Source organism: Synechococcus sp. PCC 7335, assembly GCF_000155595.1.
Lineage (GTDB): Bacteria > Cyanobacteriota > Cyanobacteriia > Phormidesmidales > Phormidesmidaceae > Phormidesmis.
Genome location: NZ_DS989904.1, coordinates 2,662,056 through 2,676,836, shown reverse-complemented (window position 1 = coordinate 2,676,836; position 14,781 = coordinate 2,662,056). Strand labels below are relative to the sequence as shown.

The window sequence follows — 14,781 nt, the reverse complement described above, 5'->3', positions numbered from 1 at the left end:
GGTTGGTCTGGATCTGGTAGGAGTTGTCTTAGCAGTGATTAGTAACTGCCCAGCGTTCCTTGTCGCTTGGCCTGACCTTCTGCCCAGCGGAAAAGTAAGGTGCCGATTGTGAAATAGATCATGCCGTTGAGTAGCGCGATCACCCACCTATTCCAATCTAGCCCTTGATTACGAGCCATCAGATCTCTTAGCAGTCCTGTACTCGGCAGAATTGGCAGTATGTTAGCCACTATCCGCGCGGGTCCTGTCCAATCTTCAGTTGGAGTCGCGAGCAAAAAGAACAAAACGAACTGAAACATACTCAATACTTGCTGAACTTTCTTGAGGACCAGGGCAAATGAGCCAATAAAAAAAGCAAGACCGTAAGCGCTAAGCAATAGGGTAATCAACGGCAGCAATAACACGGGCGGAAAGGCAATCTGACTGCCTGTCATAGCGATGATAATTGCCAGCACAGCCAGGATCAGTAGAAAGCGAAGCGTCAGACTAGCGATCGCTCGCGCTAAAAATACCTTTGGTGCACCAAAAGGTGATAAGAAGACTTGTTCTAACGTGCCGGTCCTTGCCTCCGTCTGCAAGTTCGTCGCAATGTCATTGACAATGTAGACCACCAGCGTCCAAATCACATAGCCAACGACAATCGAATCTAAGCGATCGCCAAAGCTGCCACTAGACCCGGATATATACTGAGCGCCAATGAATATGCCGTAGAATACGGCGGTCAAAATCACAACGCCACCGATGACTTCAGAAGGGTAACGCAGCGTCTGCACCCAAGTACGCTTGAATTCACCAATAAGTAGATCGATCATGGGTGGTTATTGCTTGATTAGCTGTAAGAAAATATCGGTAAGATTAGCTCTTTCCTGTCGGATCTCTACTAGGGGTAGCGGGTCTAGGATGCTGAGGATCTTGTAAAGCTTGTCGGACGCTCTTGTTTTACTATTCTGATAGGTAGAACCATCTGAGCGAGCGGATACGTTGGGGTAATAGTGAATGTAGCTATCACCGACGGTAGCTCCTAGCGCTGTAATCGCCGCCCGCCTGTCCGGGTCCAACCGCCCTTCAATCTCGATATAGTAGCCTGCGTCCTTAGAAAATTGACGAATCAACGCTTGAGTTGTTTGCTCTATGACGATCGTGCCTTCACGGATGATGGCAACCCTATCGGAGAGAGATTCAGCTACGCTGAGCTGATGGGTAGTGAGCAAGATAGCACAGCCAGAATCCGCCACCTGTCGAACTAACTGTTTAACGGTTTCGCCTGCTTCTACATCTAAACCTAGCGTCGGTTCATCTAGCAGTAGCAAATGAGGTTGATGGATCAAGGCGACTGCGATCGCGATCTTTTGTTGCATACCCCGTGAGAGCTTTTGAACTGGAACGTTGCGCTTTTCGACCAAACCAAAAGTCTTAAGTAGGTCCATACCTCGCGATTTAGCCAACTTTCGCGGCACCTGTCGCAGCGCTCCAAAATATTCTAAATTCTCTAAGGGTGTCAGTCGCCAATACAGGTTTCGATTACCTTCTAGCACTGCACCCACCCCTTGAAGCGCTTGCGGATCTCGATGGGGATCTCTACCGGCAATTTCAACTCTGCCTGCATCTGGGCGAATCAATCCCGCAATCATTTTGATGGTGGTCGTTTTACCTGCTCCATTGGGACCTAGAAAAGCCAATACCTCCCCGGGTGCAATCTTCAGCGAGACACCGCGCACCGCCTCAAATTGGTTTTTACCCCGGCCATAGCTTTTTTTAAGTAATTCAGATGAAAGCGCAAAGCTCGGTGCAGATGGCTGATTAGCAAAGAGGTTATCTGGCACCGATGGCATAGCAAGCAAAACCAAAAAATGTTTAAAGAGGCTGTTAGACGTGTATGGTAACGCTCTGACACAAATAATTTTTCTTCCGTAGAAATATAGAAAGCCGAACCTTACAAAGTGTTAATAATCTGTTAACATTCATTTACAAAACGCAAACTTTATAGTCACCAGCTTAATTTGCGGCAAAAAACCACCAAATCTTCGAGCTGTTAGCAGGATCTAAACCCATCAGTATGACTTCTTCCGATTTTCGCGATCCCCTAGAGACTTTTAAATCTGGGTCCTTAGGTATGCAAGATCTAAGTGGACTACTAGAAACTCACCTTCGGCAGAGAATTCAAAACTGGCCTAGCTTCTGCTTTTCTATTATCGACCAGGCATTTTTAATTTGGGGAGGACTGACGCTAATTATCTTTTTGATTGGCCAGTTTTCGTCGGTTAGTTGGATGACGCAGGCGACGTTTGATGCCGCCCTAACGGGTGTGGGTATTGCCAGTACGTCTAGTCTCACCTGGGCCCTAATCAACGACGAACGATTGAACTGGGTAATTCTTTTATGGGCTGGGCTAATGACAGCCGGAATAGTGGTGACAGCCTACGGAATCTATGGAGGGGTAAGCACCCTCATGGTAAGTCTTTGCCCTATATGGATGGGGTTGTGTGCACTAGGCTATGGGGCGATGGCAGTAGGTATGCGATCGCATGCATTTACGGCAGCCTGCCTGGTACATACGCTAGCAATTATGCTGCTATACAATCAGCCTAACTGGCAGTATCTAACGACTGGCCTAGTGATCTCATCGACCCTGCTGTTCTTTTCGATAGTGCCCTGGGATATGCAGATTGCTGAAACAGATACCCTTATAAGTAGTCAGTGACGAGAAGTCTAGCCGTCATAGTGAGTAGATATATTCTTAGCCACTGAAGCCTAAAGCCACACAGTTTGCCTTTCAACGCAAAGTATAAATTGAGTGATTCCAATCTTCTTGCGCGTAACATGTACGAACTGGCTCTTTTGACTTTGCTAAGTTGTTAATTGCTCAAGTACTCGATCGTGGTAGCTACTCAGAAGTTTTTTTAACTAGCTGACTAGGCAGCTTGAAGACGTAGCGTTCACCATCAAGGACTAAGACAGGTTGTTCTAAATCAGCTGGAGATGGCGTGCCTGATGGCTGTATGCTAAGTGACGATATGCTGGGTGACGGCGTACTGCTATCAGCTGCTGCGCCAGACTCAGTGATAGCCTCAAGGGAAAAACGTGATTGCGATCCCTCAGGAAAGACTGGAGCTAAGGCCAAACCAGGTGCTTCTAAATCAGCCATAGGCCGGTTCATAGACTGCTCAGTGAATGAGCGATCGGCTGGTGGCAAGTTTACTGTATTAAGGGATGTACCTAAAGGTTCTAGCAGCTCAGCAATTTCTGTCTGCTGTGCTAAAGAGTCAGTTGAGGAAACCAACGTACCTAACCCATTGATCAAGTCTCGAACTTGACGGCGTAGGTCTGGATCGCCGGTTAGTTCATCCACATCGGCCATTACCTTTTGAGCACTTGATAAAGCATCTCTGGCTGATTCTAATGTCTGCTGAATGAGAATCAGATTTGCTGGCGTATTCAATGAAGCAGTAATCGTTCCTAAATCCTCAGACGCCTGGGCTGCATTGAGTAGCAGTGCTTCTAGGTTGCCAATCAGTTCACCACTTTGAATCGTTGGCCCCAGCGTATCGACTGCGTTGCGTAGCTGCAAGCTCGTTGCCTGTAGGTTGCCCAGCGTATCGACTAAGACAACCCGGTTATCACCGATCAAACTGTTGATATCGTTTGCAGTTGAAGAGAATTGCTCAACCGTACCTTGGATTTGAAGGGCCGCGCCTGTTGCCGCCCCAGTTGCAGTTCGAGCCGCTTCTAAGATTGAGGGCAGTTCGTCACCGACAGTCTGTGTGAGCTGTGTGGCCTCTTGGGTTAAGACACCAGCTTGGGCGGTAGCTTCAGACACGTTTTCTAGCACGACCTTCAAATTATCTAGAACCTCTGGGTCGGCGTAGAGTTCCATCAGGCTAGTCGTAGAACGCAGCAGTGCTTCGTAGCTAGGACCTATCTCTCCTTCCAAGCGATCGCCATCACAAAGAATAACGCTGCTATCGCACGCTTGTTCGCGAGGATAAACCTCTTCCGCAGCCTCAGAAAGCTCAGCCAGTGGGGTAATCTCTACAGAAACTTCTCCAATCAAGCCTGATTCAACTGTCTCTACTAGCACTTCATTAGGAATTCGAAGCTCTTTGGCGGTAATCTCCAACCCTACTTCGACAGCATTAGATTGCGGGGTAATCGACATTACTCGACCGACAGAAACTCCTCTATACATAACAGGCGTACCAATTTGCACACCCATCGTGTCATCGAATTCAGCAATTAATCTGTAAGGACGATTTGCTGGATTGAAGCCACGCAGCCACAGTACTAGCCCTCCAAACAAGCCGATTCCTAGCAAAATCAGCAGTCCTACAGAGCCTTCTCGAATTGTTCGTGCCCGCATGAATCTTCTATCCTCCTACGTGGATTGGCCCTTGCACCTGAGCGCTGAAAAACTGGCGCACAAATGGGTTGTCAGTGGTGTCAATTTCATTTACATACCCGCTCCACTGTACCTGCCCACCGTGTAGAAAAATGACGCGATCAGCAGTGCGACGAATGGTGCTTTCCTGATGAGTGACAATCAGGTAGGACTGACAGGTTTGCTCGTAATGAAGTTCTCGGATGAGGTCTTCAATGACGGTAGAGGCAATGGGATCAAGCCCGGCTGTCGGCTCATCGTACAGCAGAAGACCAGGACTATCGGATGGGTTCTTGGGATTAGCCATAACCGCTCTAGCAAAACTAACACGTTTACGCATTCCGCCTGATAGCTCTGCAGGGTAGAGATCGGCGATATCAGGTAAGCCTACGACAGCTAGCGCTTTATCGACAAGCAACTTAATTTCACGGCGTGAGAGATTAGAGTGTTGATACAGTAAGAAGCCGACATTTTCTTCTACAGTTAATGAGTCGAACAACGCGGCTTGTTGGAACACCATACCAATGCCAAACGGGTCATCCGCATCTTCTATGAGTCCTTCTCGCTTTTGACCGCCTACCCAGATATCCCCTTTGTCAGGTGCAAGCAGGCCTGCTATCACCCGTAGAATAGTTGACTTTCCAGTACCTGAAGGGCCAATGATAGCCACAGCTTCTCCAGGCTGCAGGTCGATACTGACGCCGTTAAGAACTTGATTATCGCCAAATCGCTTAGCAATTCCTTGAACCCTGACAAGAGAATCTGGGCCGCATGGCAGACAGTTTGGATCGGTTTCGCTAGCAGAGTGAGATGGATGGGACATAGATAGACGAAGGTATAGAGAGAGTAGTAGAAGGCCTTTTGACTATTCTGTATCAACTTTTCATAATATTGAACGGAAAAGAGAACAATAGGGTACAAGCTCAATAGTGGGACAACACTTCCTATTACGGTTTAAACCTAGTGCAGTATGATGCCAACTGCGATCTCAACTGTCGTTTGCACTCGCTATGCGCCCAACTCGTAGAAAGCTATATGCAACGCCTCGGCGTTGGGCAAGGTGGCTGAAGCCAGGACTATTTGTGAAACGCTGGCTATTCCTGAGCACGATAGGAATCGTGGCGATTGGCTTAGGCGTGATGGTTTGGCTGAAGCTAACGCCGGTATTCTACACAGTCAGGTTTGTCGGTAACTTACTTAATTTAGTTACTCGGCTAGTTCCTAGCTATATCAGTGGTCCAATGGCAATTCTTGGCGGACTGCTGCTGCTAGTGTGGGGACAAACGCGAACACTTAGCACCATTGTCGAGGTGTTGCTACCGGCAAATGGGAAGGACAATCTTTGGGATGCGATCGCCACGCATCGTCGGCTAAACCGAGGGCCACGCATCGTTGTAGTGGGTGGGGGGACAGGCCTTTCAACGCTTTTGCGCGGACTGAAGCACTACAGCGCAAATATTACAGCGATCGTGACTGTAGCAGACGATGGCGGCTCTTCAGGTAGACTGCGCCGGGAGATGGGGGGCATTCCACCAGGGGATATCCGCAACTGTCTGACGGCGCTAGCCGATGAGGAAAAGCTACTGACCGAGCTGTTCCAGTATCGATTTGAAAATGGGACTGGGTTAAGTGGCCATAGCTTTGGCAATCTGTTTTTGTCGGCAATGAATGAGATTACTGGAGACTGGGAACAAGCCATTGCAGCTAGCTCTCAGGTGTTAGCTATTCGAGGTCGAGTCTTGCCTGCCACACTTAGCGATGTCAAACTGTGGGCAAATTTAAGCGATGGCCGCTACATAGAAGGCGAATCCAACATCACCAAAGCAAGGGGCAATATCGATGAGATTGGCTGTTGGCCCGAAAATCCACCCGCTCTGCCTCAAGCTGTTGAAGCAATTAAGGAAGCAGACTACATCATCGTTGGGCCAGGGAGTCTATATACCAGCATTATTCCGAACTTTTTGGTGCCAGAACTCGTTGATGCGATCGCCGCCCGTCAGGTTCCTAGAATCTATATTTGCAACATCATGAGCGAGCCTGGTGAGACTCAAGGCTATACAGTATCTAAGCATGTTGAAGCAATTGATCGATCTTGCGGACACTACTTGTTTGATGCGGTACTGGTACAGAAGCGGCTGCCGTCTGAATCTGTGATCAACCGATACTTGAAAGAAGGTTCAACCCCAGTCATTTTGGATCGAAAGGCTGTCACCGACTCAGGCCGACGAATAGTGATTGCTAACATTATGAATGAGGAAAACCATACGGTACGCCACGACCCAGACCGTCTTGCTAAGGTTTTAGTGAAGTGGTACGAGCGAACAAGGGGCGCATGGTAGGTGCTTAGTAGGCACTTTGCAGCTATATATAGTACGTATAGTTAGTATGCTCAGTTAGGTCGTATATTCAAGTCATAGCTAAGGACATGCGCAGATATGGACCTTTAATGAGTTCTACAGTAACCGGCTCTACAGTTAAATCACTTCGACTAGATCATTTCGACACTTAAGTCGCTCCGACAGCTAGACCACTCTGCGTAGGCAAACTACCGTCCGCTTACTTTGGTAGAAATTTCTTTCCTACCCAGCTCGATATACCGCTGATGAGTGCCCCTGCCATCAAAATGCCAATCGCAGGCATAAATAGTGAATCCCAAAGGCTGTACCAAAGATCAAAGCCGAGATTGATGTTGGCGGCTCGTCCAATTAGCGCAATCACAAACCAACCAAAGCTCAGCAAGACAAAAAACAGGTTGAACATCAGCCCGGTATTGAGGAGAGTACCTACGCGATCTTTTAGTCGTTCTGTCATGAAGGCAAAGCTCAAACAAATAGTTCAGTCATCTTGGTTATCTTAGTCGATAGTTAGTCGATAGAAAGATGGCCACTTCATGAGAGAAGCGGCCATTTTTTGACTATTCATAATGTCGATTAGACGCTTTTGAGCGTGTACTTGACGGACTAGACTGCTTTGACGCCCTCCATGTCCGAGATAAGGAGATTATCTGGATCGACATAGTGACATACTGCATCATCAATACAGATTAATGCCCAGCCAGATTTATCTAGCTCTACAAAAGTGTAGTCTGCATCTTGAACAAAGCTACCCTTGTGATTACGAGTTTCTGGCTTGATTGCAACTGGTTTAAGGTTCATAATCAGCGACTCCTAAAGTAATTTAGCGCGGTAGAGAAAGTCTTAGTAGCTCACCCAAGTCATTAAGACTTTAAGTTAAGCAGGACTTATCAACCGCTTTACCCAATCTTATCAGTCACTTTAGGGATCGCTCATTAAGTTATTGTTTCAAAGACTGCGAGCCCTTCTGTAGCGCATAGCGGTCAGTGGGTTACTCTTATCAAGAATACTCAAACCTTGACTATAGAAGCACTTCACTAACGTCGTGGGGATCGCTAACAACGCCGATCCCACTCGCATGTTTCTGAATCTTCTTGTTATTACTTAATGAACTAGCGTTAAGCAGTTCTTGGAAGGAAGATAGGTAAAAGTCTTTGGTAACGATTGATTCAGGAATCAAACAGCCATTTTTGGACTCTCTTTAAGCTCTTCCAGTTTGGCTTTCTTCTTAATCCTTCTTCAAAATTCTCTTGGACTTCCGATTTGAGTTCGTCTACGGCGAAGAGCACCTGGGAAACCATGTCAATCTGTTCGCGCACACCACTTTTCCCTGTTTCTAGTAGGGCGATCGCTAGGTTGATCCTTGCTTGGGGATCTTTTGGGGCGAGTTTGACAGCTCTTTGCGCTGCTTTGTAGCCAGCATTAGGTTTATCTGCTAACAGGTACAGCCAAGCCAAACAGGTCTGAGCAGCGCTATTCTTGGGTGCTTGAGCACAGATATCTTTAAAGGTTGGCAAAAGAGCTTCAGCAGACTCGCCTTCTTTGTAGCGAGAGATCCCCTCTTCGAACCGAGTTTCTAAGGTTTGCATATCAAAAAGTGACCTGTTTTCTATCGTTAAATCGCGAGCAGGTTAGGTGCCAAAGGATTTGCCACAGCCGCAGGTCTGGTTAGCGTTGGGATTAGTAAACTGGAACCCGCCACCAATAAGGGCATCACTGTAGTCAAGCATTAGCCCATATAGATACAGTAAGCTCTTGCGATCACAGACGACTTTGAATCCCTCGTAATCGTACACCTCATCGTGCTCGCCAACGTTGTTAGGATCTTCGAAATCCATCATGTAAGACATCCCAGAACAGCCGCCTTGACGCACACCAACACGCAAACATAAATCGCCTTCTTGCTTATCACGAAGGGCTTTGACATGAGCAAGTGCAGCTTCAGACATCAGAATGCCTTTTTCGGCCTGAGCGGCTGGTTGAGTGGTGGTCTGAGTCATAGGGTTTAGTAGGGTATTAATGTAGAGATGTTGATTGGCTATAGTTTAGCGCATCAGTTTTCGATCTTTTAGCTGATGGTTAACTGTCGTGTCGCTCTACTACACCCGAAGGTAGCAGCGCCTACAAAATCGGTAGAATGGCACAGACTCAATAATCGAAATCAAATAATCGAAATCAAACGATCAGATGATCAAAATTAAACGATTAGAACTGAGAATCCTTACAAGCCGTTTAGCCTCATGCATCAACTGAGCCCATTTACCTGCCGTCGCTTGAGCCAGCTACCTCGTCTGACGAGTGTATGGGAGTGCGATCGCAGACCGTTACCAATGGTGCCCAGAGCAGTAGGAGACGATGATGAACCGCTCAAAGGCGACTGCATTCTGTGGGTAGACAGTCTACAAGGCGTAGTGCGTGGCATGAATGTGGTACCCACAGAAACTGGCCATGAGGCGATTGTGCGAACGCTTTTACAAGCCATAGAAGCTCCCCAGGGGCAAGTAGATCCAGCTAGGCCTAGAAAGGTAGTGGTCTGCGATCGCGAAATTCAGTTTTTTTTGCGAGGGGCATTGCAGTCACTAGATATTCCGGTTGAACATGCCTCAGAACTGCCGGTAATAGACGAAATCTTTGAGAAGATTCAATCGGCCGTGCCTGCCCAAGTTGAAATTCCACCCAGCTTTCAAGAGATCTTATTGATGAAGGCAGCAACGCTCTGGCAAGACCAGCCTTGGACCGCATTTAATGAGCAGGAAATTCTAGCGATAGAACTCAACCGTTGGGAAATCGAGACGCTATATCTCTCTATACTAGGCATGGCAGGCGTAGAATTTGGTCTGCTGTTCTACCGTGATTTAGACTCTTTGAGACAGTTTCGCCACAAGCTTCTCAACAGCAACGACAAGCAAGAGGCAATGCAGCAGGCCTTCTTAGAACAAAACTGCCTTTTTGTTAACTTCAGTCCGATCGAGGGTGTCGTCCCTTTATCTCGCATGACAGCGAGTGGTTTACCAGCAGCAGCGGTAGATTACGACTTTGGCAGCGTGCATCCGTTAGAAGGATTACGCTCACAGTTGGCTGAAGAAGAGGCGGCTAGTCTGGTTGTTGCCCTAGAAGCCCTTCATCGGTTCTTTAAAAAACACAATGTCCACACGAAAGACTTTTCACTCCAGCCAGTGAGTAGTCGGTTTCGCATCACTGATCCAACGCGTCTAGAAGAGGGAAAGAAAGAACTCGTCCCCGTTAAAGTTTCTACGCTACCAGAAGTCTCTGCGGCCTTTTTAACAGAGACAACCCGTAGTGGTAGCTTAGTTGATCTAAGCGCTGATCTCGATAGAGAGTTCGGAGATTTTTTGAACTCTGCAAATGCCGCTATCGTCGATGATAGTGTGCCTGAAGGATCACTAATCATATTAGGGCACTACAAAACCAAAGAACTCGAACAGCTCAAAGCGCATCACCCTATCTACTACCAAGATTTTCTTACCTGCCCAAAGAGACAACCATCGACCAGGGCAAAATGGCCAGTCCTAACCATCCAAACCACCCGGCCCAAAGCCAAGCAGCTAGTCGAGCAGTTTAAGCAAGAAGGTGGAATCCAGGCCATCTGCTTCAACCCTGGACATGACCCTACAAGCGGCCAAGTATTTCAAATTGGTCTGATACAGACGGCCGTAGGGGCTTTGCATCTGTTTAATGAATACGAAATCAGCGACCTGACCGATTCTCAAGCGATTGAAAAGTGGATGCTCAATAGTGACAACAACCATAGCTGCTGTGGCTGTATCATCGCAGCCGGAGCAAGCGGCATGAAACGTGGTCGACCTACCATTAAAGAAACAGTTGCCTTCTTTGAAGTCCTGACTAAGCAGCCGGAAGAATTGGGATTGATGCCTCTGGTTATGAGCTATGCACCTGATTGGTAAGTAGCGCAGGTAGTCCTAGAGGCATCTAAACGCAAGGGCACGTGCAGCAAATATACATGCAGCAGATATATAAAAGCAGCAAATATATAAAGTAGAGGTAGATAGAGGTTGATGGAGCCACCTATATCATTGGCTATGTCATTAGCCATTATTGGGGGTAATTGCTTACTAGCAGGGCTAGTGATAGTTATGGCTATAAAGCTTTGGTGCTATCGGTGCGAATTAGCAAGGTTAACGGCTTGGTTAGCGGCAATGACTGAGAGTGGCGTTTACGACAGTGATGGTAGAAGTGCTAGCAACTCAGTGGAGATCGCGTCTCGGCGCATAGGATTAACACTGATGGTAAAGCGATCGCACATAGCAGCAACTCGACTGCAATTAACCCGGTTAAGGTTGATATCTCATCAAATTAATCAATTACTGGGTCTGATGCGTTTACTGATGATGATTAGTCGAAGACGTAGACGTAGTGGCAAACTATGAAGATCACGAGCTATGAAGATCATCAATATCCAAATCAAGAATCGAGTAGATCTTGAACGCACAGAGATCCAAAGACATAAATTCTGAATGCACGGCCAATCTAAAAGCGTGTAGTGCATAGTTCCAGTAGTGCATAGTTTCAAAGTACGCTTGGAGATAGGGTAAAGAATAGTCAAAATCAATCTAGGCTTAGATCAAACCAGTCAGAGGAAGATAGCGATGGCAGGCGAGAAATCAGAGGGACTACTCAGCGGAATAATCATCGGCGCAGCGGTTGGAGCGATCGCAGGTATGCTTGCCGCACCGCGTACGGGTAAAGACACTCGGCGCATCCTAAAGAAATCTGCTGATGCGCTGCCCGAGCTAGCAGAAGATTTGGCTACTAGTATCCAGTTTCAGGCAGATCGCCTATCTGATCATAGTTTGAGCAATTGGGAACAGACGTTAGATCGACTTCGCGAAGCAATTGTTGCTGGACGAGCAGCAGGTCGGCAAGAGTGGGAGCGTCAGTGCGATCCCTTCACTGACAGTCCTACCAAACACGCTAATCACGAATCTAGTATCGAAACGAATAGTCAGTCCACTGGAGAGCCCACGGGGCAGCCGAACCCGTATGAGCAAGTGTCTAACTGGTCTGCCGTTCAACCAACGATTCTGGAAGAATAGTGAACAGTCCCTTCCTATGGCTTGGCGTTTCTATCTTGCTAGTCGCTATTAGTTTGATAGCACTACTTACCGTTGCTATTTTGACACTTCAAGAGTTAGCAAAAGCGGCAAGAAGCGCGGAGAAACTGCTCGATACATTAAACCGCGAGCTACCACCGACCCTGACTGATCTACGTCTTACTGGGAAAGAACTTTCTGGTCTGACTGATGAAGTAAGCCATAGCATGCAAAAGGCCCGTAATGTCGTTGAGCAAGTGGATAGAGGCATTGTAGAAGCCAGCGTTCAAGCAAAAAAAGCACAAATAACGACCCATAGCTTCTTAGCAGGGGCTAACGCCGCGCTAAAGGTCTTGATTCAAAGCAAACCCCGTCGGCGCCGCCGGCCACCCACTCGTCGTCCAGTAGCAGCGCCAATTTCTCATCCGAAGGCAGCCTCTGCGCCTCTAGGCTCTAGAGAAGAATCTGTGAACAGACCTAACACTTCTTACCCGACGCCTAAAGGCGACGCTAATAAGATCACGAAGGAGCCTGTTGAAAAAAATCATTCTACGCCTCCGCCCCCGCTCTCTCCTTCCCCTTGAACCTTAGAGTTTCCTGTTTATCACTGCGTTCCCCCTCTCATCAAAACTCTGATATCTTAAAGTTAGGTAAACAACTGTAAAGATAGGCGTTATTGCCTGTGCTCTTTAACACATGAGAATTTGTTCCATAGCCTTGTCTCGACGAATGACCCGACTAGTTGGAAATTTACGAGAGAGAGCTTCCTTCCAAGGACTAGTGCCAAAATGGATAAGCTGCTTAGTCGCGTCCCTAATCGTACTACTTGCCCTAACGCCTTCCCCGGCTTATGCGGTAAATAATCCTGAGCTTCTCCCCAATGAACCTACTGTCGTCATCGACCTTGCCCGTATCTTAAACACGGCGCAAGAAGATTATTTGAATACAGAGCTACCAGAGTTTGAAGCATCAACCGGCTGGAAGCTACGGGTATTGACTCAGTTTGATCAAACACCCGGCAGAGCGGTCAAAGAGTTCTGGGGACTAAACGAGCGCAGCATTATGATGGTTGCTGATCCTAGAGGCGGGAATTTGCTTAACTTCAGCGTAGGAGATGAGCTGTATCCTTTACTGCCTCGGACCTTTTGGATTGAGTTGCAGACTCGCTTTGGCAACCAGTTCTATGTACGTGATAACGGTGAAGATGGCGCTGTATTAGGCGCGATTAATGCGCTAGAGACCTGCTTGAACCGAGGCGGCTGCGCAGTTGTACCTGGATTACCGCGCGAACAGTGGATTTTGACACTAGTAACTTCTATTTTGGGCGGAGTGATTTGTGGGTTTGCAGCTCAGCCTAGACGCGAAGGGCAGGGTATTGCTTGGCAGTGGGCGCTACTATTTTCTCCACTTTGGGGAATTTTGTTCATTGCCTTTGGTCTAGGTCCGGTAGTTACTCGTACACCGGAGCTGTTACCCGTCATTCGCAATGTTTCGGGCTTTCTCATTGGTGCGATTGTAGCCTTCTTAACACCTGTGTTTGGCAGTCCACCCCCTGCTGACGACAATGCATGATCCCGAACTTAGCAGCTCGCCGCCAGCGCTATATGCTAACGATGCCAGACCACTGAACTTTTTTCTCTTTTGTACGACGGTAAGAGAAAAAAGTATCGGGTTCTTGGTAGGTACAGTGGGGGGCGATCGCAATGCACTCTGGCTGAATTCCAATTTTGACAAGCTGCATCTGATTGATTCGGCGAACGTCTAGTCGAACCCGGCCTTCTACCTGATCGCTTAGTATAGGTGGATTATCTATCGCCATTAGATGTTCGATCAGCGCCTTACCGTCCAGATGGGACACGCTTTTGCCAACTTCAATAGCGACACTGTACCCAACTTGATAGACGCTGCCGTCTATGGCCGGACCTAGCGCAATGCGTAGGTTCTTTAGCTGACTACCTTGAGATTGAAGGCGAGCGATCGCGTTAGGCAATATCTTTTGAGCCGTCCCTCGCCAGCCAGCATGAACAGCTGCTACCTGCCCAGTTTCCACATCGCCAATGAGTGCAGGCGTACAGTCCGCCGAGCATGCCCAGGCCACTTGGTTTGGCTTTTCAGTCGCGATGCCATCAGCTAAGGGAAAAGGGACAGTGGTCGCCTCTGATGGGTGAGAAAGTTCTGATCGGTGAGAAAGTTCAGAGGCTGTGGCCGACTCTATCTCACTGGGCAACAGCACATCACCGCTATGAACTTGCTTGACGCGGTAAACTTCAGCTTTCGGCGAAAGTATCTTGGCTAGTTCAGCCGGAGCTTGAGGATAAAACTGACTCGTGAAAAAGCCATGGGGCTGAGGGAGCAGTACACAGGTTAAAAACGGTTTTCCCGCTTGATTCTTCGCAGGTTGCCAGATCCAGATACTCATATAGGTCAAATAGGTCAAACTCTAATAGGTCAAACTCTAACGACATGCCAACAATTACTGCACAGGGTAAAACGTTTGCTTGCAAACAGGGCGCTAATCTCCGGCAAGTCCTGCTAGATAATGGCATTGACCTGTATAGTCCCCGCGCAAACTATATCAACTGTATGGGTATTGGCACCTGTGGCACTTGCGCAGTAGCAATAGAAGGAGACGTTTCCAAAGCGAACTGGCGCGACATCGCTAGGCGCAGCCTTCCCCCTCATGATGCTCAGAAATCACTTCGGCTGGCCTGCCAAACGCAAGTACTAGGTGATATTAAAGTGACTAAGTTTGAAGGATTTTGGGGACATCAGTCCGAAACGGCTTGGACGCCAGAAGGCAGCGATTAAGCTTGCTCTGCGTCTACTTTATATCTACAAACTACAGGCTACAAACTACAGATTAGATCGATTAGGATGTGTACACTAGCCTGTATTGACTAACTCTATTTAGCTCATTACCTAAAGGTAACTGACTACAAGACAGCTAAACTACAAGTGGCGATTTGCCTTAGGACAGGCG

The 14,781-nt window shown here is 47.8% G+C and carries 17 protein-coding genes; 8 read left to right on the top strand and 9 right to left on the bottom strand.

Annotated elements, in window-relative coordinates; all coding sequences use genetic code 11:
* Positions 1-38: 38 nt before the first annotated feature.
* A complete protein-coding gene (locus S7335_RS11665; protein ID WP_006454287.1) occupies positions 39-812 on the bottom strand; it encodes an ABC transporter permease in 774 nt (257 codons plus the stop codon).
* Between the two features lie 6 nt (positions 813-818).
* Positions 819-1,832 (bottom strand): ABC transporter ATP-binding protein, encoded by a 1,014-nt coding sequence (locus S7335_RS11660; protein WP_006455223.1) that lies wholly within the window; start codon positions 1,830-1,832, stop codon positions 819-821.
* 224 nt (positions 1,833-2,056) lie between these two features.
* On the opposite strand from S7335_RS11660, the gene S7335_RS11655 reads away from it, so the two are divergent.
* Entirely contained in the window at positions 2,057-2,701 is a 645-nt protein-coding gene (locus S7335_RS11655) for a hypothetical protein (RefSeq protein ID WP_006455597.1), read from the top strand.
* A 183-nt stretch (positions 2,702-2,884) separates the two neighbouring features.
* Here S7335_RS11655 and S7335_RS11650 read toward each other — a convergent pair whose 3' ends face one another.
* Positions 2,885-4,357 carry an MlaD family protein gene (locus tag S7335_RS11650; protein WP_006455013.1) on the bottom strand — a complete coding sequence of 491 codons (1,473 nt, stop codon included), beginning with the start codon at positions 4,355-4,357 and terminating at the stop codon, positions 2,885-2,887.
* A 7-nt stretch (positions 4,358-4,364) separates the two neighbouring features.
* Complete coding sequence (locus tag S7335_RS11645) at positions 4,365-5,198, bottom strand: ABC transporter ATP-binding protein (RefSeq protein ID WP_006456840.1); 834 nt, start codon at positions 5,196-5,198, stop codon at positions 4,365-4,367.
* A gap of 187 nt (positions 5,199-5,385) precedes the next feature.
* On the opposite strand from S7335_RS11645, the gene yvcK reads away from it, so the two are divergent.
* On the top strand, positions 5,386-6,714 hold the full coding sequence (yvcK, locus tag S7335_RS11640; protein ID WP_006456194.1) for a gluconeogenesis factor YvcK family protein: 1,329 nt from the start codon (positions 5,386-5,388) through the stop codon (positions 6,712-6,714).
* A 217-nt stretch (positions 6,715-6,931) separates the two neighbouring features.
* Here the strand turns inward: yvcK and S7335_RS11635 are convergent, their stop codons facing one another.
* From S7335_RS11635 to S7335_RS11620, 4 genes are all read right to left on the bottom strand, one after another.
* Positions 6,932-7,186, bottom strand: a complete 255-nt coding sequence (locus S7335_RS11635) for a hypothetical protein (RefSeq protein WP_006455991.1) — start codon at positions 7,184-7,186, stop codon at positions 6,932-6,934.
* Positions 7,187-7,335: 149 nt separating this feature from the next.
* On the bottom strand, positions 7,336-7,530 hold the full coding sequence (locus S7335_RS11630) for a hypothetical protein (protein WP_006453449.1): 195 nt from the start codon (positions 7,528-7,530) through the stop codon (positions 7,336-7,338).
* Between the two features lie 368 nt (positions 7,531-7,898).
* Positions 7,899-8,318, bottom strand: coding sequence for a M48 family metallopeptidase (locus S7335_RS11625; protein WP_006457159.1), 420 nt, complete (start codon positions 8,316-8,318; stop codon positions 7,899-7,901).
* 42 nt (positions 8,319-8,360) lie between these two features.
* Complete coding sequence (locus S7335_RS11620; protein ID WP_006456026.1) at positions 8,361-8,729, bottom strand: iron-sulfur cluster assembly accessory protein; 369 nt, start codon at positions 8,727-8,729, stop codon at positions 8,361-8,363.
* 240 nt (positions 8,730-8,969) lie between these two features.
* Between S7335_RS11620 and S7335_RS11615 the strand changes: the two genes are divergently transcribed.
* The 5 genes from S7335_RS11615 (at position 8,970) to S7335_RS11600 (ending at position 13,373) form a co-directional block, all read left to right on the top strand.
* Positions 8,970-10,655, top strand: coding sequence for a hypothetical protein (locus tag S7335_RS11615; RefSeq protein WP_006455473.1), 1,686 nt, complete (start codon positions 8,970-8,972; stop codon positions 10,653-10,655).
* A 189-nt stretch (positions 10,656-10,844) separates the two neighbouring features.
* Entirely contained in the window at positions 10,845-11,138 is a 294-nt protein-coding gene (locus S7335_RS27770) for a hypothetical protein (protein ID WP_157620196.1), read from the top strand.
* A gap of 219 nt (positions 11,139-11,357) precedes the next feature.
* Positions 11,358-11,804, top strand: coding sequence for a YtxH domain-containing protein (locus S7335_RS27300; protein ID WP_083785072.1), 447 nt, complete (start codon positions 11,358-11,360; stop codon positions 11,802-11,804).
* Positions 11,804-12,385: a DUF948 domain-containing protein gene (locus tag S7335_RS11605; RefSeq protein ID WP_006455479.1), complete on the top strand. Its 582-nt coding sequence runs from the start codon at positions 11,804-11,806 to the stop codon at positions 12,383-12,385. The genes S7335_RS27300 and S7335_RS11605 overlap by 1 nt, the downstream gene beginning before the upstream one ends.
* A 145-nt stretch (positions 12,386-12,530) precedes the next feature.
* On the top strand, positions 12,531-13,373 hold the full coding sequence (locus S7335_RS11600; protein ID WP_006456619.1) for a TPM domain-containing protein: 843 nt from the start codon (positions 12,531-12,533) through the stop codon (positions 13,371-13,373).
* A gap of 28 nt (positions 13,374-13,401) precedes the next feature.
* Here S7335_RS11600 and pgeF read toward each other — a convergent pair whose 3' ends face one another.
* A complete protein-coding gene (gene pgeF, locus S7335_RS11595) occupies positions 13,402-14,220 on the bottom strand; it encodes a peptidoglycan editing factor PgeF (RefSeq protein WP_038016141.1) in 819 nt (272 codons plus the stop codon).
* Positions 14,221-14,264: 44 nt separating this feature from the next.
* Here pgeF and S7335_RS11590 point away from each other — a divergent pair, with 44 nt between their 5' ends.
* Entirely contained in the window at positions 14,265-14,609 is a 345-nt protein-coding gene (locus S7335_RS11590; RefSeq protein WP_006457605.1) for a 2Fe-2S iron-sulfur cluster-binding protein, read from the top strand.
* Positions 14,610-14,781: the final 172 nt, after the last annotated feature.

Coding starts and splice junctions, on each gene's coding strand:
- S7335_RS11650 (WP_006455013.1), bottom strand. CDS start 4,357: ATGCGGGCACGAACAATTCGAGAAGGCTCTGTAGGACTGCTGATTTTG.
- S7335_RS11615 (WP_006455473.1), top strand. CDS start 8,970: ATGCATCAACTGAGCCCATTTACCTGCCGTCGCTTGAGCCAGCTACCT.
- yvcK (WP_006456194.1), top strand. CDS start 5,386: ATGCGCCCAACTCGTAGAAAGCTATATGCAACGCCTCGGCGTTGGGCA.
- S7335_RS11630 (WP_006453449.1), bottom strand. CDS start 7,530: ATGAACCTTAAACCAGTTGCAATCAAGCCAGAAACTCGTAATCACAAG.
- S7335_RS11620 (WP_006456026.1), bottom strand. CDS start 8,729: ATGACTCAGACCACCACTCAACCAGCCGCTCAGGCCGAAAAAGGCATT.
- S7335_RS11635 (WP_006455991.1), bottom strand. CDS start 7,186: ATGACAGAACGACTAAAAGATCGCGTAGGTACTCTCCTCAATACCGGG.
- S7335_RS27770 (WP_157620196.1), top strand. CDS start 10,845: ATGGCTATAAAGCTTTGGTGCTATCGGTGCGAATTAGCAAGGTTAACG.
- S7335_RS11590 (WP_006457605.1), top strand. CDS start 14,265: ATGCCAACAATTACTGCACAGGGTAAAACGTTTGCTTGCAAACAGGGC.
- S7335_RS27300 (WP_083785072.1), top strand. CDS start 11,358: ATGGCAGGCGAGAAATCAGAGGGACTACTCAGCGGAATAATCATCGGC.
- pgeF (WP_038016141.1), bottom strand. CDS start 14,220: ATGAGTATCTGGATCTGGCAACCTGCGAAGAATCAAGCGGGAAAACCG.
- S7335_RS11660 (WP_006455223.1), bottom strand. CDS start 1,832: ATGCCATCGGTGCCAGATAACCTCTTTGCTAATCAGCCATCTGCACCG.
- S7335_RS11600 (WP_006456619.1), top strand. CDS start 12,531: ATGACCCGACTAGTTGGAAATTTACGAGAGAGAGCTTCCTTCCAAGGA.
- S7335_RS11645 (WP_006456840.1), bottom strand. CDS start 5,198: ATGTCCCATCCATCTCACTCTGCTAGCGAAACCGATCCAAACTGTCTG.
- S7335_RS11625 (WP_006457159.1), bottom strand. CDS start 8,318: ATGCAAACCTTAGAAACTCGGTTCGAAGAGGGGATCTCTCGCTACAAA.
- S7335_RS11665 (WP_006454287.1), bottom strand. CDS start 812: ATGATCGATCTACTTATTGGTGAATTCAAGCGTACTTGGGTGCAGACG.
- S7335_RS11655 (WP_006455597.1), top strand. CDS start 2,057: ATGACTTCTTCCGATTTTCGCGATCCCCTAGAGACTTTTAAATCTGGG.